This is a genomic window from Janibacter sp. UYMM211, assembly GCF_040547045.1.
Classification (GTDB): Bacteria; Actinomycetota; Actinomycetes; order Actinomycetales; family Dermatophilaceae; genus Marihabitans; species Marihabitans melonis.
In genome coordinates, this window is the sequence record NZ_JBEPOY010000003.1 from 226328 (window position 1) to 243979 (window position 17652).

The 17652-nt window shown below is 73.4% G+C and carries 19 protein-coding genes; 7 read left to right on the forward strand and 12 right to left on the reverse strand.

All coding sequences use genetic code 11. The annotated features are described in order from the left end of the window. The first annotated feature begins 43 nt into the window (after positions 1-43). On the forward strand, positions 44-952 hold the full coding sequence (gene ypfJ / locus ABIB53_RS10320; protein ID WP_354588095.1) for a KPN_02809 family neutral zinc metallopeptidase: 909 nt from the start codon (positions 44-46) through the stop codon (positions 950-952). Positions 953-1000: 48 nt separating this feature from the next. On the opposite strand, the gene ABIB53_RS10325 is transcribed toward ypfJ, so the two are convergent. The 11 genes from ABIB53_RS10325 to ABIB53_RS10375 all read right to left on the reverse strand — a co-directional run bounded on the left by ABIB53_RS10325 (position 1001) and on the right by ABIB53_RS10375 (position 11458). Continuing rightward, positions 1001-3016: a BNR-4 repeat-containing protein gene (locus tag ABIB53_RS10325; protein WP_123091722.1), complete on the reverse strand. Its 2016-nt coding sequence runs from the start codon at positions 3014-3016 to the stop codon at positions 1001-1003. Positions 3017-3103: 87 nt separating this feature from the next. Beyond that, a complete protein-coding gene (locus ABIB53_RS10330) occupies positions 3104-3655 on the reverse strand; it encodes an acVLRF1 family peptidyl-tRNA hydrolase (RefSeq protein ID WP_354588096.1) in 552 nt (183 codons plus the stop codon). Beyond that, positions 3648-4799, reverse strand: coding sequence for a serine hydrolase domain-containing protein (locus ABIB53_RS10335; RefSeq protein ID WP_354588097.1), 1152 nt, complete (start codon positions 4797-4799; stop codon positions 3648-3650). Before ABIB53_RS10335 ends, ABIB53_RS10330 begins: the two co-directional genes overlap by 8 nt. A gap of 39 nt (positions 4800-4838) precedes the next feature. Beyond that, on the reverse strand, positions 4839-5165 hold the full coding sequence (locus ABIB53_RS10340) for a metal-sulfur cluster assembly factor (protein WP_068275952.1): 327 nt from the start codon (positions 5163-5165) through the stop codon (positions 4839-4841). Then, complete coding sequence (gene sufU / locus ABIB53_RS10345; RefSeq protein WP_201466855.1) at positions 5162-5629, reverse strand: Fe-S cluster assembly sulfur transfer protein SufU; 468 nt, start codon at positions 5627-5629, stop codon at positions 5162-5164. Before sufU ends, ABIB53_RS10340 begins: the two co-directional genes overlap by 4 nt. Beyond that, the gene (locus ABIB53_RS10350) at positions 5629-6933 is read right to left on the reverse strand and encodes an aminotransferase class V-fold PLP-dependent enzyme (protein WP_354588098.1); all 1305 of its coding nucleotides are present in this window, start codon (positions 6931-6933) and stop codon (positions 5629-5631) included. The genes sufU and ABIB53_RS10350 overlap by 1 nt, the downstream gene beginning before the upstream one ends. Beyond that, on the reverse strand, positions 6933-7691 hold the full coding sequence (gene sufC / locus ABIB53_RS10355; RefSeq protein ID WP_068275960.1) for a Fe-S cluster assembly ATPase SufC: 759 nt from the start codon (positions 7689-7691) through the stop codon (positions 6933-6935). The genes ABIB53_RS10350 and sufC overlap by 1 nt, the downstream gene beginning before the upstream one ends. 50 nt (positions 7692-7741) lie before the next feature. Beyond that, complete coding sequence (locus ABIB53_RS10360; protein WP_123091716.1) at positions 7742-8095, reverse strand: non-heme iron oxygenase ferredoxin subunit; 354 nt, start codon at positions 8093-8095, stop codon at positions 7742-7744. Then, positions 8092-9297 carry a Fe-S cluster assembly protein SufD gene (sufD, locus tag ABIB53_RS10365; RefSeq protein ID WP_502914639.1) on the reverse strand — a complete coding sequence of 402 codons (1206 nt, stop codon included), beginning with the start codon at positions 9295-9297 and terminating at the stop codon, positions 8092-8094. Before sufD ends, ABIB53_RS10360 begins: the two co-directional genes overlap by 4 nt. Beyond that, the gene (gene sufB / locus ABIB53_RS10370; RefSeq protein WP_123091714.1) at positions 9294-10715 is read right to left on the reverse strand and encodes a Fe-S cluster assembly protein SufB; all 1422 of its coding nucleotides are present in this window, start codon (positions 10713-10715) and stop codon (positions 9294-9296) included. Before sufB ends, sufD begins: the two co-directional genes overlap by 4 nt. After that, positions 10712-11458 (reverse strand): helix-turn-helix transcriptional regulator, encoded by a 747-nt coding sequence (locus ABIB53_RS10375; protein ID WP_354588099.1) that lies wholly within the window; start codon positions 11456-11458, stop codon positions 10712-10714. Before ABIB53_RS10375 ends, sufB begins: the two co-directional genes overlap by 4 nt. Before the next feature lie 113 nt (positions 11459-11571). Between ABIB53_RS10375 and ABIB53_RS10380 the strand changes: the two genes are divergently transcribed. From ABIB53_RS10380 to ABIB53_RS10405, 6 genes are all read left to right on the forward strand, one after another. Continuing rightward, complete coding sequence (locus tag ABIB53_RS10380; RefSeq protein WP_354588100.1) at positions 11572-12276, forward strand: ABC transporter ATP-binding protein; 705 nt, start codon at positions 11572-11574, stop codon at positions 12274-12276. Further along, complete coding sequence (locus tag ABIB53_RS10385) at positions 12273-13040, forward strand: ABC-2 transporter permease (RefSeq protein WP_354588101.1); 768 nt, start codon at positions 12273-12275, stop codon at positions 13038-13040. The genes ABIB53_RS10380 and ABIB53_RS10385 overlap by 4 nt, the downstream gene beginning before the upstream one ends. A 127-nt stretch (positions 13041-13167) precedes the next feature. Further along, entirely contained in the window at positions 13168-13692 is a 525-nt protein-coding gene (locus ABIB53_RS10390) for a DUF2231 domain-containing protein (RefSeq protein WP_201466850.1), read from the forward strand. 58 nt (positions 13693-13750) lie between these two features. After that, the gene (locus ABIB53_RS10395) at positions 13751-14677 is read left to right on the forward strand and encodes a COX15/CtaA family protein (RefSeq protein WP_354588102.1); all 927 of its coding nucleotides are present in this window, start codon (positions 13751-13753) and stop codon (positions 14675-14677) included. Between the two features lie 85 nt (positions 14678-14762). Next, positions 14763-15359: an ArsR/SmtB family transcription factor gene (locus ABIB53_RS10400; protein WP_354588103.1), complete on the forward strand. Its 597-nt coding sequence runs from the start codon at positions 14763-14765 to the stop codon at positions 15357-15359. Further along, positions 15356-16735: an MFS transporter gene (locus ABIB53_RS10405; RefSeq protein ID WP_354588104.1), complete on the forward strand. Its 1380-nt coding sequence runs from the start codon at positions 15356-15358 to the stop codon at positions 16733-16735. The genes ABIB53_RS10400 and ABIB53_RS10405 overlap by 4 nt, the downstream gene beginning before the upstream one ends. Here ABIB53_RS10405 and ABIB53_RS10410 read toward each other — a convergent pair. Further along, positions 16659-17645, reverse strand: coding sequence for a heme o synthase (locus ABIB53_RS10410; RefSeq protein WP_251718790.1), 987 nt, complete (start codon positions 17643-17645; stop codon positions 16659-16661). The genes ABIB53_RS10405 and ABIB53_RS10410 overlap by 77 nt on opposite strands. Between the last annotated feature and the right edge of the window lie 7 nt (positions 17646-17652).

A 17652-nucleotide genomic window follows, 5' to 3' on the forward strand; every position in this document is an offset into this window, starting at 1 on the left:
GCGGGCCGACCGGCCTGCCCGCGGCCTCGGAAGGGCACCCTCGATGAGCTTCAACGACAACGCGTCCCTCGACACCTCCCGGATGGGCGGCGGAGGGGGCGGCGGCCGCGGTCCGGTGGTCGCCGGCGGTGGGCTCCTCGGGCTCATCGTGCTCGTGCTCTCGCTCTTCTTCGGCGGCGGTCTGCCCGGGGGCGACGGCGGCGGGACCGACCCCCAGGGCGGCGGCCAGAGCCAGGGCTTCGAGGAGTGCAAGACCGGCGCCGACGCGAACCGCAGCGCGAAGTGCCGGATGGTCGGCGGCGAGAACAGCCTCTACGACTTCTGGAGCAACCAGCCGCAGATGAAGGCGGCCCTGGACAAGCAGGGCCAGGACTTCCCGCCCGCGAAGCTCAACGTGTACTCCGGCACGACCCAGTCGCAGTGCGGCACCGCGAGCAACCAGGTCGGTCCCTTCTACTGCCCCCTCGACCGCGGCATCTACATCGACACCGACTTCTTCTCGATCATGGAGAGCCAGCTCGGCGCCGAGGACGGCCCGCTCGCCGAGCTGTACATCCTCGCCCACGAGTACGGGCACCACGTGCAGAACCTCTACGGCGTCCTCGAGGAGTCGCAGAAGGACCCGCGCGGCGCCGACTCCGGCGCGGTGCGCGTCGAGCTCATGGCCGACTGCTTCGCCGGCATGTGGGTCCAGGACGCGAGCGGCACGAAGGACGCGAACGGCGTCACGCTGCTCGAGGAGCCCACGGACGAGCAGATCCGCAACGCGCTCGGCGCCGCGAAGTCCGTCGGCGACGACGAGATCCAGAAGAAGTCGAGCGGCCAGGTCAACCCCGAGGACTGGACCCACGGGTCGGCCAAGGCCCGCCAGGGCTGGTTCATCAAGGGGATGAAGGCCCAGAGCATCAACGACTGCGACACCTTCGAGGTCAGCGACCCCGAGAACCCGTGAGCCCGTGACCCCGTGAGCCCGCGGGGCCGCGGCGCGTGACGCCTCGGCTCAGCTGCCGGTCCGGTGCGACGAGCTCGTGGCCGAGCCCCAGGGCGCCTGGGCCGGCACATGGAGGCGCACGCGCGTCCCCTTCGGGTAGTACCGGTTCACCGGGAGGTGGACCGACCCGGCCGCGTCGGTGAGCCGGCTGCCCGTGCGGAACTCCTGCTGGTCCGTGCCGGGCTTGCGCACGAGGAGCCAGGCGGGGGTGCCGGCGCGCGGCGAGCCGTCGCGCCGGGCGGTGACGGAGGCGGAGACGCCGACCCCGCGGTCCCAGCCGGTGCGCCACGTCGAGTCGAGGTCGATCGCCGTCGTGTCGGTCTCGACGGCCGCAGCCGTCGTCGTCGCGCTCCCCCAGCCGCCGGCGGACGGCACGTCGACGCGCACGCGGGTGCCCCGGGGGTAGTAGCGGTTGACGGCGAGGTGCACGCTCCCGTCGGCTCCGGTGAGCCGGCTGCTCATCGCCCGCTCCGGCTGCCCCGGCAGCCGGGCCATGAGCCGGGCGCGCACCCCGGGCAGGCCGCGGCCACCGACGCCCTCGGTGATCGTGCTCGTGATCCCCTTCCCGCGGGCCCACCCGATCGGCCAGGTCGAGGTGAGGTCGACCGGGGCGGGGTCGCTCGTCGACATCGTCACCGTGGTGTCCCACAGGCCGTTGTTGAAGGTCGTGTACGGACCGGCCAGCCAGGCGACGTCGACCGGCCCGTCCTGGGCTCCCCAGGGGGTCGCCGGCGTGCGGTTGCCCTGGGTCGAGCCGGACGTCACCGGTCGTCGCTGCCAGGTCTGGCCCTCGTCCGCCGTGCGGTACTCGACGAGCTCGCGCTCCCCGACCGACCCGGGTCCCTGGACGAGGAAGACCCGACCGGGGTCGTCGTGGCGCATCGTGATGCCGGACGGCTGCGGGCCGGGGGCCCGGTCGAGGGTCGTCGCGGCCCAGCCGCCGGCGCCGAGGCGGAACCACTTGTAGGTCCACATGTCGGTGGCGACGTCGCCCGTCGTGAGGACGAGCGCCGGCCGCCCCGCGGCGTCGAGGGCGATGTCGTAGATCCGGGCCCGGCCGTCGGCGCTGCGCCCGTCGTAGACGAGCGTGGCCTCGCGCGGGTCGATCGGCCGCGGCGCCGCGCCCCCGGACCCGGCGACCTCGCTCAGCGTGCGGATCGTCGAGCCGTCGCTGCGACGGAAGACCCCGTCGGCGAGCGTGAGGTGGTACATCGAGCTCAGCTGGGTCGGCGTCGCCATCGTGTCGGAGACGGCGACGTGGATGGTGCGCCGCCCGTCGGTGACGAACTTCGGGTAGGGCGCGTTCTCGCGGGTGGGGTGGTCGAAGAGGCGCACCGCGGGGGTCCACCGCACGAGGTCCTTGCTGCGCGTCATCACCCAGGCGTTGTCCACCGCCCGGCGGGTGAAGAGGTGGTAGCGGTAGGCGCCCTCGCTCAGCTGGAGCATCACCGTGTACGTCACCCGGTCGCGCTCCAGCCCGGAGCCGACGAGGCGCTGGGTGGGTCCGAAGGTCGTGACGTCCCCCGCCTGCTCGGTGACCCGGTAGCGCGCCGGCACCGCCGCGTGACCGTTCCAGAAGGCGGCGATGCGGCCGTCCGGCAGCTCGGTGAGCGACGGGGCGTTGTGGTCGTCGGGCTGAAAGCGGGCGTGCAGGACGGCGTGGGAGAGCTCGGCGCTGCCGCGCGCGACGCGAGTCACCTGGATGTCGCCGTTGTTGCGCACGCTCGAGAGGTAGGTCGCCGTCGACGTGCCGAGCACCCGGGGGTCCATGTACCACGACCACGCCGAGGACGTGACGACCCGAGCGGTCCGCGTCGACGTCGCGGTGCGCCGGGGCGCGACCGTGCGCGCGCGGACGACCGGCTGGCGGGTCGAGCTCAGCGCGCCACGGGCGACGTCACCTCGGGTCATGTACGGCTCGGGCAGCGGGTCGGGTCCGGCTGCCCGACCGGGCGCCGCCGGCGCGAGGCCGAGCAGCGCGGTGCCGAGCACGGCGACGAGCATGGTGGTGGTCCGACGGCGCACTGCGTGATCTCCCCTGGCTGCGGCCGCGACCGTCCCAGGTCGTCGGCTCCGCAGGGCACGGTAGTGCGTGCCCTGCGACCCTCGTCGTCAGGGGTCGCGGATCGTGATCCTCACGTGACGTGCGCGGCGCAGGGCGTCCTGCAGGACGGTCAGGCGGGGGTCGGGCAGGTCGGGCAGCTCACGACGTGGCAGCTCGCGAAGGGGGCGCAGCCGCGGGTCCTCGAGGAGCTGGGCGAGCAGCGCCCGGTCTCCCCCGAGGACGAGACCGCGGACCTCCTTCGCCCCGTCGGGCAGGGCGGCCAGGACCCGGGCCGCGTGGTCGCCGCAGGCGCCGACCAGCTCGTCGGCCTGGTTGCCGCGACGGCGGGCGTAGCGCTGCTGGGACCACCCGCCCTTCTTCGTGCGGGACTGCACGTAGCGGGTGCCGACCTTGTGCGCGACGAGCTCGGGACCGACGGCCACGCCGACGCCGTAGCCGCCGCGGCGCACGAGGAGCAGCGCGAGCGGGTCGTGCTCGAAGACCTCGACCGCGACGACCTCCTGGCGCTCGTCCTGCGCCCGCTGCGCGTTGCTCTCCTCGAAGCGCTCGCGCCACCGCGGGTAGCGCTGCGGGTCGACCTCGACGACGCGCTCAGGCACGGGGGTCGGCGATCGCGTCGACATCGCCCAGCAGCCCCATGACGGGGGGCGAGATCTCGGTCTGGACGAGCGCGACGCCGCACCAGCCCGAGGGGTCGAGCCAGCAGTCGGTGCCCAGCCCACCGGTCCAGCCGAAGCGCCCCGCACCGGGGCCGGCGGTGCGGATGCCGACGCCCAACCCCCAGCCGGTGCCCTTCCAGAAGCGCTCGGAGTACGGGAAGCTCTCAGGGGTCTTGGCCCGGTCGGGGACGGTGTCGGTGCGCATGAGACGACGCAGCTCGTCACCGACGAAGGGGTGCCCCTGGGCGTCGCGACCGTCGTGGAGCATGCGCAGCAGCGCGAGGACGTCGGCGGCCGTGGAGACGAGCTCGCCGTGGCTCACGTCGCGGCCGGGGTCGCCGGCGTACGAGCCGGCGTGGAGGGGGTCGGTCTCGACGAGGGCGTCGTCCCACCGGTAGGCGGCGGGGAGCCGGTGCAGCTGGTCCTGCGGCACCCACGAGCCGGTGTCGGGCATCCCCAGCGGGTCGAGGAGGACCTCGCGGAGGTGCTCGTGGAGGGGGCGGCCGGCGCGCCGCGACAGCAGCACGCCGAGCAGCCCGAAGGAGTGGTGGTAGCGCCAGACCTCGCCGGGCTGCCCGACGAGCGGGAGCGCACCGAGGCGCTCCACCCAGGTGCTCGCGTCGAGCGCCCACGGCCGAGGGCCAGCGGCGAGCTCGAAGCGCTCCATCGCCGCGCCGAGCGGGCTGGTCTCGTCGACGATGCCGTAGCCGCTGGTGCACGTGAGGAGGTGGCGCACGGTGACCGCGCGCTCGGCCGGGACCGTCCGGTCCAGGGTCGCACCGGGGTGCTCGAGCACCTGGGGGTCGGCGAGCTCGGGCAGCCAGCGGGCGACCTCGTCATCGAGGCGCAGCCCGTCGGCCTCGACGAGCCGCAGCACGGCCGCGGCGAGGACGACCTTCGTCATCGACTGGACCCTCATCACCGCGTCGGGCGGCATCGGCGGTCCGTCGAGCGACATCCGTCCGGCGGCGACCGGCCGGGCTCCCCCGTCGTGCGTCGGGGCGGCGGGGCCGACGGCCGCCACCGCCCCGACGAGGACGCCGTCGTCGACGTGGCGCTGCAGGACGTCGGCGAGCTCGCTCATCCGCTCAGCCTGCCAGCGCCACGCGCGCGCGGCGAGCGCTCAGATGTTGAAGCCGAGGGCGCGCAGCTGCTCGCGGCCGTCGTCGGTGATCTTGTCCGGGCCCCACGGCGGCATCCACACCCAGTTGATGCGGTGGCCGGCGACAAGGCCGTCGACGGCCTGGGCCACCTGGTCCTCGATGACGTCGGTCAGCGGGCAGGCCGCCGAGGTGAGTGTCATGTCGACCACGGCGTGGTTCTGCGGGTCGACGGTGATGCCGTAGACGAGACCGAGGTCGACGACGTTGATGCCGAGCTCGGGGTCGACGACGTCGCGCAGGGCCTCCTCGACGTCGGCCACGTTGGCGGGGGTCTGCGTCGTGCTCATGCCTGCTCTCCTTCGGTCGCGGTGACGTCGACGCCCGCCTGGGCGAGGGCGTCGGTGAGGGCCATCCAGCCCAGCAGCGCGCACTTGACGCGCGCGGGGTACTTCGCGACGCCGGCCAGGGCGACGCCGTCGCCGATGACCTCCTCGTCGCCGGGGTCCTCCCCCTTGCTCGTGAGCATGTGCCGCATCGCGGCGTGGGTGCGCATCGCCTCGGCGATCTCCTCCCCGGTCACCTCGGTGGCCAGGATCGAGGTCGACGCGGTCGAGATCGAGCACCCGGTCGCCTCGTAGGAGATGTCGGCGATCCGGGCGTCGGCGCCGGCGCCCTCGACGTGCACCCGAAGGGTGACCTCGTCACCGCACGTGGGGTTGACGTGGTGCACCTCGGCGTCGTGCCCCTCGCGCAGCCCAGCACCGTGCGGGCGCTTGCTGTGCTCGAGGATCAGCTCTTGGTAGAGGTCCATCAGACGGAGACGCTCCCTGTCGTCGTGTCGATGCCGAAGACCGCGGGGATGCGGTCGAGGGCGGTGAGGAAGGCCTCGACCTCGCCGGGGGTGTTGTAGACGGCGAGCGAGACCCGCGCGGAGGCCGCGATGCCGTACCGGCGGTGCAGCGGCCAGGCGCAGTGGTGACCCACACGCACTGCAACACCGGAGTCGTCGAGGATCTGCCCGACGTCGTGCGCGTGGACGCCGTCGACGACGAAGGCCACGGCCGCGCCGCGGTGCATCATGTCCGTCGGGCCGACGACGCGGACCCAGGGGCGCTCGGCGAGACCGTCGAGGACGAGCTGGGTCAGGGCCTGCTCGTGGGCCGCGATGCGGTCCATGCCGATGCCCTCGACCCAGCGCAGCGCGGCGCCGAGACCGATCGCCTGGCTCGTCATGGGCACGCCGGCCTCGAAGCGGGTGGGCGGGGGCGCGTACGTCGAGCGCTCCATGTGGACGGTCTCGATCATCGAGCCGCCGGTGAGGAAGGGCGGCATCGCCGCGAGCAGCTCGGAGCGGCCCCACAGCACGCCGATGCCGGACGGCCCGTAGACCTTGTGCCCGGAGAAGGCGATGTAGTCGGCGCCGAGCGTGCTCACGTCGATGCTCAGGTGCGGCACCGACTGGCAGGCGTCGACGACGACGAGCGCGCCCACGGCATGCGCGGCGTCGGCGACCTCGCGCACGGGGTTGACCGTGCCGAGGACGTTGCTCACGTGGGTGAGGGCGACGACCTTCGTGCGCTGCGTGACGAGCTCGCCGAGGTCGGTGAGGTCGAGCCGGCCCTCGTCGGTGACGCCGATCCAGCGCAGGGTCGCCCCGGTGCGCCGGCACAGCTCCTGCCACGGCACGAGGTTCGCGTGGTGCTCCATCTCGGTGACGAGGACCTCGTCGCCGGGCCCGAGCACGAAGCGCTCGTGACCGGGGATGTCGCTGTGCGCGGCGTTGCTGAAGGCGTACGCGACGAGGTTGAGCGCCTCGGTCGCGTTCTTGGTGAAGACGACCTCGTCCTCACGGCCGCCGACGAAGCGGGCGACGACGCGCCGGGCGTCCTCGTAGGCCTCGGTGGCCTCCTCCGAGAGCGCGTGCGCCCCACGGTGCGGGGCCGAGTTGGCCGTGACGAGGAAGTCGCGCTCGGCGTCGAGGACGGCGAGCGGCTTGTGCGAGGTCGCGCCGGAGTCGAGGTAGACCAGCGGCTTGTCGTCGCGCACCGTCCGCCCGAGGATGGGGAACTCGCCGCGCAGGGCGGCGAGCTCCCGCTCGTCGAGGAGGCCGGTCATCAGGCGCTCGCGGTGATGAACCGGTCGTAGCCGTTCGCCTCGAGCTCGTCGGCGAGCTCGGGGCCACCCTGCTCGGCGATCGCGCCGTCGACGAAGACGTGGACGTGGTCCGGCGTGATGTAGCGCAGGATCCGGGTGTAGTGCGTGATGAGCAGGACACCGGAGCCGGTGGCCTCCTTGGCGCGGTTGACGCCCTCGGAGACGATGCGCAGCGCGTCGACGTCGAGACCGGAGTCGGTCTCGTCGAGGACGGCGAACTTCGGCTCGAGCAGCTCCATCTGGAGGATCTCGTGGCGCTTCTTCTCGCCGCCGGAGAAGCCCTCGTTGACGTTGCGCTCGGCGAAGGCGGAGTCCATCTTCAGACCCTCCATCGCTCCCTTGACGTCCTTGACCCAGGTGCGCAGCTTCGGCGCCTCACCGGTGACGGCGGTCTTCGCGGTGCGCAGGAAGTTGCTCACCGTGACGCCGGGGACCTCGACGGGGTACTGCATCGCGAGGAAGAGCCCGGCGCGGGCACGCTCGTCGACCGACATCGCGAGGACGTCGTCGCCGTCGAGGGTCACGGTGCCGGAGGTGACGGTGTACTTCGGGTGCCCGGCGATGGAGTAGGCCAGGGTGGACTTGCCCGAGCCGTTGGGGCCCATGATCGCGTGGGTCTCGCCGCTGCGGATCGTCAGCGTGACGCCCTTGAGGATCTCCTTGGGGCCGTCCTCGGTGTCGACGCTGACGTGCAGGTCGCGGATCTCGAGGGTGCTCATGCGGTGCTCACTTCTCTCGTGTCGTGCGAAGGGGGATGTCGGTGGGCCGCTCAGCGGCGGCCGGTGGCCAGGGCGACGTAGACCGCACCGGTCTCGTCGACGCTGACCTGGTGGACGGCGACGGGGATCGTCGCCGGCAGCCCGGAGGGCTGGCCGGTGCGCACGTCGAAGGTCGAGCCGTGGAGCCAGCACTCGAGCTGGCAGCCCTCGAGCTCGCCCTCGGACAGCGACACGGCCGCGTGGGTGCACGTGTCGTCGATCGCGTGGATCGCGCCGTCCTCGGTGCGGATCATCGCGACGAGCCGGCCGTCGACCTCGGCCTGGGCGGCCCCGGTCTCGGGCAGGTCGTCCCGGTGGCAGACGTGGACGGGCTCGCCGTACGTCGGCTCGGCGACGGCGCTCACGAGGCGTCCGCGGGGGCGAGCGAGCTGAGGTCGGCCCCGGCGAGCTCGGCCTCGATCGCACCCATGATGCGCTCGGTGACCTCGGGGACGCCGATCCGCCCGATCGTGCTCGCGAAGAAGCCGCGCACGACGAGCTGACGGGCCTCCTCCACCGGGATCCCGCGGGACTGGAGGTAGAAGAGGTGCTGCGCGTCGAGCCGGCCCGTCGTCGAGGCGTGGCCGGCACCGGCGATCTCACCGGTCTCGATCTCGAGGTTGGGGACGGAGTCGGCCCGGGCGCCGTCGGTGAGCAGGAGGTTGCGGTTGAGCTCGTAGGTGTCGGTGCCCTCGGCCGCCGCACGGATGAGGACGTCGCCGACCCACACGGTGCGAGCGGTCTCGCCCTGCAGGGCGCCCTTGTACTCGACGTTGCTCGTGCAGTGCGGGGCCTCGTGGTCGACGAAGAGCCGGTGCTCGAGGTGCTGGCCGCTGTCGGCGAAGTAGACGCCCAGACCCTCGAAGCTGGCCCCGGGGCCGGCGTAGGTCGCGTTCGTGCTCAGCCGCACGACGCCACCGCCGAGGGTGACGGCGATGTGACGCACGCGGGCGTCACGGCCGACGACGACGTCGTGCTGCGCCAGGTGCTGGGCGCTGTCGGCCCACTCCTGGGTGCTCACGAGGGTGAGGTCGGAGCCGTCGCCGGTGACGACGCTCAGCAGCTCGCTGTAGCGCGCGTCGCCGGTGTGCTCGACGACGACCGTCGCGCGGGCGAAGCGGCCGACGGTGACGAGGACGTGGCCGTAGGCGGTGCCGCCGTCGCCGGACAGGCGCAGGTGCACCGGCGCGGACACGTCGGCATCGGCGGGGACCTGCAGGTGCAGGACCCCGTCGGACGCGCTCGAGGCGAGGACCGCGGCGCGGTCGGCCGGCTCGGGCGCGCCGAGCTCACGGGCCTGCTCCGAGGTGATGACCGAGGTGGTCACGCCCTCGGGCAGCGCCTCCTCGCGGGAGAGCGCACCGCCCGTCGACTCGCCGCCGAGCAGCGAGTGCAGGTCGGCGACCGGCGTGAAGCGCCAGTCCTCCTCGCGGCCCGTGGGGACCGCGAAGTCCGCGGGGTCGAAGGAGCGCGTGCGCTCCGCCCGCGACTGGTCCGGGACCACCGGGCCGCCGTGGCTGTGCGCCCTCGGGTTGGGGGTGCTCGGGTTCTGCGTCAGCAGGCTCAACCCACTGCTCCTTCCATCTGCAGCTCGATGAGGCGGTTGAGCTCGAGGGCGTACTCCATCGGCAGCTCCTTGGCGATGGGCTCGACGAAGCCGCGCACGATCATCGCCATCGCCTCCTCCTCGCTCATCCCGCGGGACATGAGGTAGAAGAGCTGGTCGTCGGAGACCTTCGAGACGGTCGCCTCGTGACCCATCTGAACGTCGTCCTCGCGGACGTCGACGTAGGGGTAGGTGTCGGACCGGCTGATCGTGTCGACGAGCAGCGCGTCGCAGACCACGGAGGCCTTCGAGTTCGTCGCGCCCTCGAGGACCTGGACGAGACCGCGGTAGCTCGTGCGGCCGCCGCCACGGGCGACGGACTTGCTGACGATCGTGCTCGAGGTGTTCGGGGCGGCGTGGACCATCTTGCTGCCCGCGTCCTGGTGCTGGCCCTCGCCGGCGAAGGCGATGGACAGGGTCTCGCCCCGGGCGTGCTCGCCCATGAGGAAGACGGCCGGGTACTTCATCGTCACCTTGGAGCCGATGTTGCCGTCGATCCACTCCATCGTCGCGCCCTCGGCGCACGTCGCGCGCTTGGTGACGAGGTTGTAGACGTTGTTGCTCCAGTTCTGGATCGTCGTGTAGCGCACGCGGGCGTTCTTCTTCACGACGATCTCGACGACGGCGCTGTGCAGGCTGTCGGTCTTGTAGATCGGGGCGGTGCAGCCCTCGACGTAGTGCACGTAGCTGCCCTCGTCGGCGATGATCAGCGTCCGCTCGAACTGGCCCATGTTCTCGGTGTTGATCCGGAAGTAGGCCTGCAGCGGGATGTCGACGTGGACGCCCGGGGGCACGTAGATGAAGGAGCCGCCCGACCACACCGCGGTGTTGAGCGCGGCGAACTTGTTGTCGCCGGCGGGGATGACGGTGCCGAAGTACTCGCGGAAGAGGTCCTCGTGCTCGCGCAGCCCGCTGTCGGTGTCGACGAAGATGACGCCCTTCTCCTCCAGGTCCTCGCGGATCTGGTGGTAGACGACCTCGGACTCGTACTGCGCGGCGACACCGGCGACGAGACGCTGCTTCTCCGCCTCGGGGATGCCGAGCCGGTCGTAGGTCGCCTTGATGTCCTCGGGCAGGTCCTCCCAGCTCGTGGCCTGCTTCTCCGTCGACTTCACGAAGTACTTGATGTTCTGGAAGTCGATGCCCGTGAGGTCGCTGCCCCAGCTCGGCATCGGCTTCTTCTCGAACAGGCCGAGGGACTTGCGGCGCAGGGCCTGCATCCACTCGGGCTCGTTCTTGCGCCCGGAGATGTCGTCGACGACGGCCTGGCTCAGACCGCGCTGCGCGGAGGCGCCGGCGGTGTCGGAGTCGGCCCAGCCGTACTCGTAGCGGCCGATGTCCTTGAGGCCGGGGTTGAGGTCTTCGATGTTCGTGGTCATCGTGAGCCCCTCTCTTCAGGGTGGGTGGACGAGCTGGTGGACGGGGGGATGTCGGGGGTGGGTACGAAGGTCGTGCACACGTGGTCGCCCTGCGCGAGCGTGGCGAGGCGCTGGACGTGCACGCCGAGCAGTCGCGAGAAGGACTCGCGCTCGGCCTCGCAGAAGTCGGGGAACTCGGCGGCGACGTGCTGCACCGGGCAGTGACCCTGGCACAGCTGGACACCGGCGAGACCGCCGGCCCCCACCGGTCGGGCGGAGGCGGCGAAGCCCTCGCGGCGCAGGGCGGAGACGAGCGCCTCGGTGCGGGCACGGGGGTCGAGACCGGCCGCGGTGACGTCGGCCGCGTAGCGCTCCTCGACCCGGGCCATCCGGGCGCGGGCGAAGTCGGCGACGGCCTGCGGGCCGGCCGCGGCGGCGAGGAAGCGGACCGCGTCGCCGGCGAGGGTCTCGTAGCCCGCGGGCAGGACGTCGTGCCCGGCGCCGGTGACGACCCACTCGCGGGCGGGCCGGCCGCGGCCGCGCTTGCTGGCCGCGGGGTCGCGGTCCTCGACGAGACCGTCGAGGGCGAGCTGGTCGAGGTGCCGGCGCACGCCGGGCGGGGTGAGGCCGAGATCGGCGGCGAGACGAGCCGCGGTGATCGGTCCTCGCTCGCTCACGGTCGCGAGGACGCGGTCGCGGGTACGCGCGTCGCTCTCGGCAGGGCCGAGGTCGTGCGGCTGGGCCGCGCGTCGCGTATTAACCACACACCTATGTTACGTAAATCGGGAGAGCGTCACAAAGGAAGGTGACCCTTACCGTCCGCGGCCCGGGCAGGGGGTGCGAAGGGGTGCCCCCGACGACCGTAGACTGCCCTCCCGTGACCGCCGTAGCCGTGACCGACCTCCACCGGTCCTTCGGCTCCGTGCGCGCGGTCGACGGGGCCACCCTCACCGCCGAGCTCGGCGAGATCACGTGCGTCCTCGGCCCGAACGGCGCCGGCAAGACGACGACCGTCGAGTGCCTCGAGGGCCTGCAGCGCCCCGACTCCGGCACGGTCCGCGTCCTCGGCACCGACCCCTGGCACGCCGATGCCGCGCACCGCGCGCGGGTCGGCGTCATGCTCCAGGACGGCGGGCTGCCCCAGTCGGTCTCGCCGCAGCGCCTGCTCGCCCATCTCGTGCGGCTCCACGGCGGCGTCAGCCGTCGCGACGAGCTCGTCGAGGCCCTGGGCATCGCCCCCTTCGCCCGCACGCCGGTGCGCCGGCTCAGCGGGGGCCAGCGCCAGCGCCTCGCCCTCGCGGCCGCCCTCGTCGGCCGACCCGAGGTGGCCTTCCTCGACGAGCCGGCCGCCGGGCTCGACCCCCACGCCCAGCGCGAGGTGCACGCCCTCCTGCGCCGCGTGAGCGACGAGGGCACGGCGCTCCTGGTGACGACGCACTCCTTCGCCGAGGCCGAGCGCCTCGCCGACCGCGTCGTCATCATGCACGCGGGCCGCGTCGTCGCGGCCGGCACGCTCGCCGAGGTCGGCGGCGACTCCCTCGAGGAGCGCTACTTCGCCCTGACGAGCGGGGAGGCCGCATGAGCGCCACGACGCCGCCCTCCGCACGCCCCTCCCCCGCCCCGGCGTCCCGCCGGGTCCTCGCCCAGGCCGGCTACGAGGCCGGCGTGCTGCTGCGCAACGGCGAGCAGCTCCTCGTCTCGCTCGTCCTGCCCCTCCTCGCGCTCGTCGGGCTCGTCCTCGCGCCCTACCCCGACCTGCCCGAGCCCCGCGTCGACGCCGTCGCCCCCGGGGTCCTCGCCCTCGTCGTCGTGAGCACGGCCTTCACCGGGCAGGCGATCCAGACCGGCTTCGACCGGCGCTACGGCGTCCTGCGGCTGCTCGGCACGACGCCGCTCGGCCGCGACGGCCTGCTCCTGGGCAAGGCGCTGGCGGTGCTCGCCGCGCTCGTCGGTCAGCTCGTCGTCGTCGGGGCGGCCGCCCTGACCATGGGGTGGCGGCCGGCCTGGTCGGGCCTGCCCACCGGGGTGGTCAGCGTCGCCCTCGGGGCGTGGGCCTTCGTCGCGCTTGCCCTCGTCCTCGCGGGGGCGCTGCGGGCCGAGGCCGTCCTCGCGCTCGCCAACCTCGTGTGGGTCCTCCTCGCAGGTGCCGGCGGGCTGCTGCTCGCCTCCGAGGTCTTCTCCCCCGGCCTGGCGGCCGTCACCCGATGGCTCCCCTCGGGCGCGCTCGGCGACGCGATGCGCCTGTCGGCCGACGGCGGGCTGCCGTGGGCGTCGTGGCTCGTGCTCCTCGGCTGGGCGCTCGCGCTGAGCGCGGTCGCCGTGCGCACCTTCCGCTGGGACGACTGAGCCGGGCGGTCGGGCACCCGGTCACGGGCATCAGGGCCCACAGGTCATCCACAGCGGGTCCACCGGGTCGGCACGGCCTGGCCGCCCTAGGTTCGACACGTCCAGGCCCTGCTCCCCGGAGGTGATCATGCTCGACACCGTCGCCGGTCTGCCCGTCCACGTCCTCGTCATCCACGCGGTGGTCGTGCTCACGCCCCTGGCCGCCCTCGCGGCCGCGGCCTACGCCCTCGTGCCCCGGTGGCGCTCGGCGCTCACCTGGCCCACCCTCTCCCTCGCGGTCGTCTCCGCGCCGAGCGCCGTCGTCGCCGCCTCGAGCGGCGAGGCGCTCGAGGGACGGCTGCGGGCGCTGGGGCTGCAGGACCCCGCGCTCGAGACGCACACGGAGGCCGGCGACCTCGCCCGTACCGTCGTCGTCGTCTTCGCCGTGGTCGTCGTCCTCGCCGTGCTGTGGCTCCTGCCCTCGCGCTCCGGCCGCGTACCTCGGCTGCCCGTGGTCGGCAGCCCCGCGGTCGCGCTGGCCGCACGGGTGATCCTCGTCCTCGTCTCGCTCGCCGCGCTGTGGTTCGTCGTCCGCGCCGGCCACACCGGGGCCCAGGTCGCGTGGGGCGACGTCGTGCAGCAGAGCCAGGGCCTCCCGCACGGCGGAGGGTGAGCCCCCGGTCGGCGGACCCGATGCGGTCCTGCAGCCCGCGTCGGCCTACCGTTGGGGGGTGCCCGTGCAGACCGCCCCGATCGCCCCGACCTCCCCGGCGAAGGGGGTCGTCCACCCCCTCCTGAGGGTGCTGCTCGTCGCCAACCTCGTCTGCCAGGTCGGCATCGTCGTCACCGGCGGGCTCGTCCGGCTCACCGGGTCGGGCCTCGGGTGCCCGACGTGGCCGCAGTGCGTCCCCGGCTCCTACGTGCCGACCGTGCAGCAGGAGGAGGGCGTCCACAAGCTCATCGAGTTCGGCAACCGGACCCTCACGGGACTGCTCGGGTTCGTCGCGCTCGGCCTGCTGTGGGCGCTCTTCCGGTACGCGCGCGAGCGTCGCGACCTGCGCACGGGGGCGCTCGTCGTCCTCGCGGGCATCGCCGCACAGGCGGTCGTCGGGGGCATCACCGTCCTCACCGGGCTCAACCCGTGGATCGTCGCCTTCCACTTCCTCGCCTCGATGGTGCTCGTCGCCACCGCGTCGTGGATGCTGTGGCGCTCGACCCATCCCGCCGGGCCGGCGCAGGTGCACCCCCTCGTCGACCGGGCCCAGGCCGCGGTCGTCGCCGTGCTCGTCGTCGTCCTCGCGCTCGGCACGGTCGTCACCGGCTCGGGCCCGCACTCCGGTGATGCCGACACCCCAGCCCGCACGGGCTTCGACCCCCGGACGATCTCCTGGCTCCACGCCGACTCCGTCATGCTGCTCGTCGGACTCGTGGCCGCCGTGTGGCTCGGGGCTGCGGTCACCGGGCGCAGGAGCCGGGCCAGCCGCGCGTGGGGCGTCGTCATGGCGGTGACCCTCGCCCAGGGGCTCATCGGCTACGTGCAGTACCTCACGAAGCTGCCCGAGGCGCTCGTCCTCGCGCACATGCTCGGCGCCTCGCTCCTCGTCGTCGCCGTGACCCGCGCCGTCGTGCTCACGCGCACCGCCGTCGACGAGGACTGACCCCCCGCACCTCCACCCCCGTCGCACCCGGGGAGACCTACAAGATATCTTGTGCAACCACTCTTGTGGGTCTAGTGTCGGTGACATGGACGACCCCACCCCGCAGACCCGGCGTGCCCGTGAGGGGATCCGCACCCTCACCGAGGCGCGCGCCCTGTCCGCCCTGGCCCACCCCCTTCGCTCCCGCATCCTCGACGCCCTCAAGGCCGACGGACCAGCGACCGCGAGCCGGCTCGCCGAGGCGACCGACCAGGCCGTCGGCAGCGCGAGCCATCACCTCAAGGTCCTCGCCGAGGCGGGCCTCATCGAGGAGGCGCCGGAGCTCGCGCGCGACCGGCGCGAGCGCTGGTGGCGCCTCGTCGGGCGCGGCACCCGGTGGTCCCGGTCGGAGATCTCGGACCCCGCGGCCCTGGCCGCCGCCGATGCCGCGGAGGCCCTCGTGTGGCGCCGGACGTCCGAGCGGGTCCAGGAGTGGCTCGCCGCCGACGACGGCACCGGCGAGTGGACCGACGCCGCCTTCGCCACGCAGAACTGGCTGCGCCTGAGCCCCGACGAGCTGCGGCAGGTCGCCGAGGAGGTCATGGACGTCCTCGAGCGGTGGAGCACCCGCGAGACCCCCGACGACGACGTGCGGCGCGAGTCGATCTACGTCGCCGCGCGCGGCTTCCCCAGCCGGCCATGACCACCGCACCCGCACCGGTTGCCCCCGCTCCCCCGCTGAGCCGCAACCGGGACTTCGCCCTGCTCTGGTCCGGCGAGGCGGTCTCCGTCCTCGGCTCGATGACGACCCTCGTCGTCCTGCCCGTCCTCGCCGTCTCCCTGGGCGCCTCGGCGGGCTGGATGGGCGTCCTCACCGCTGCCGTGTGGCTGCCCTGGCTGGTCCTCGGGCTGCCCGCCGGCGCCTGGGTCGACCGCGGCGACAACCGGCGCCTCATGATCGCCGCCGACCTGCTCGGCGCGCTCGTCCTCGCCTCCGTCCCGCTCGCCTGGGCCCTCGGCGTGCTCGGCCTGCCCCATCTCGTGCTCGCCGCGCTCGGCAGCGGGGTCAAGGACGTCGTCTTCCGCACCGCCTACCCCGGGCTGCTCACCCGGCTCGTACGCCCGCAGGACCTCGAGGCGGCGAACGGGCGGGTCTACGGCACGGAGTCGGCGATGCAGGTCGCCGGCCCCGGGGCGGGCGGTCTGCTCGTCCAGCTCGTCGGCGGCGCGCTCGCCCTCGTCGTCGACGTCGTGAGCTTCCTCGTCTCCGCGCTCTGCCTGTGGCGGATCCGGGGCGGCCGGCCCGAGCGGGCCGCCCCGGACCAGGAGCGCGAGCGGGTCGGGCCGATGGTGCGCGAGGGGCTGCGGGTGACCTTCGGCGACCGCTACCTCGCGTGGTTCACCGTCCAGGGCGGGGCGAGCAACTTCGCGCTCACCGGCTACCAGACGCTCCTCGTGCTCTTCCTGCTGCGCGACCTGGAGGCCACCCCGGGCTCGGTCGGGCTGCTCCTCGCCCTCGGGGCGACCGGGGGCCTCGTCGGCGCGGTGGTCGCCGCCCGGGTGTCGCGCCTGCTGGGCAGCGCCCGGGCGATGCTCGTGCTCCAGCTCGCCGGTGGCCCGCCCGCGCTGCTCGTCGGCCTGGCCAGCCCGGGGCACGGGATCTGGCTGGTGCCGCTCGGCTCCGCTCTCGTGGGCCTGGGTCTCGTCGGGGCCAACGTCGTGCGCGGGGCCTTCCGCCAGCGCTGGGTGCCGGCCGACCTGCTCGGTCGCACCTCGGGCGCCGCGGCCGTGGTGAACTTCGGCACCATGCCGCTCGGCGCCCTCGTCGCGGGCGGCCTCGGCGGTGCCGTGGGGCTGCGTCAGACGATCCTGCTCATGGCGGGGCTGCACGTCGTCGCGACCCTGGCGACCCTGCTCTCGCCCTGGGCGAGGCTGCGGGACCTGCCGTCCGGCCGGCTCGACGACCCGGGGCGCCGGGACGAGGCTCGAGGCCGCGGCGGGGTCAGGCCAGGCCGGGCAGCGGCAGGTGCAGCAGGGGGTCGAGCGCCACGCCGAGGAAGAGCAGCGAGACGTAGGTGATGGAGAAGTGGAAGAGGCGCATCGGGCGCATCTTCGCCTGCGAGAGGCCGGCGCGCGCGGCGGAGAGCAGCCGGTGCGCCTCGCGCAGGAAGAGCGCGCCGGACAGCAGCGCGGCGCCGAGGTAGAGCCAGCCCATCTCGGCGACGGGCACGAGGGCGAGCGAGGTCGCGACCATGACCCACGAGTAGGCGACGATCTGGCGCGCGACGGTGACGTTGCCCTCGACGACCGGGAGCATCGGCACGCCGGCGCGGGCGTAGTCCTCGGTGAAGCGCATGGACAGCGGCCAGTAGTGCGGCGGCGTCCAGAAGAAGATGACGAGGAAGAGGATGATCGCCGGCCACTGGACGCTGTTCGTCACGGCGGACCAGCCGATGAGCGTCGGCATGCACCCGGCGATGCCGCCCCACACGATGTTCTGCGCGGTGCGGCGCTTGAGGATCATCGTGTAGCCGACGGCGTAGAGGAGGATCGCGCCGAGCGAGAGCGCCGCGGAGAGCGGGTTGACGAGCAGGCCGAGCCACGCGGTGGAGGCGATCGTCAGCAGGACCCCGAAGACCATCGCCGCCCGCGGCGTCACCTCGCCGGTGACGAGCGGACGGTGCGCCGTGCGACCCATCTGCGCGTCGATGTCGCGGTCGTAGACCATGTTGAAGGTGTTCGCCGCGCCGGCGCTCAGCGAGCCGCCGACGAGCGTGGCCACGACGAGCCACAGGTCCGGCAGGCCCCGCTGGGCGAGGAACATCACGGGCACGGTCGTCACGAGCAGCAGCTCGATGATCCGGGGCTTGGTGAGCGCGACGTAGGCCGCTGCCTTGCGTCGACGAGATGACGTCACGGGCACGGGCGCGTGCGTCCGGTCGATCGTCGTCAAGGGGTCCTCGATGAGCGTGGGGAGCAGAACCTCCATGGTATCG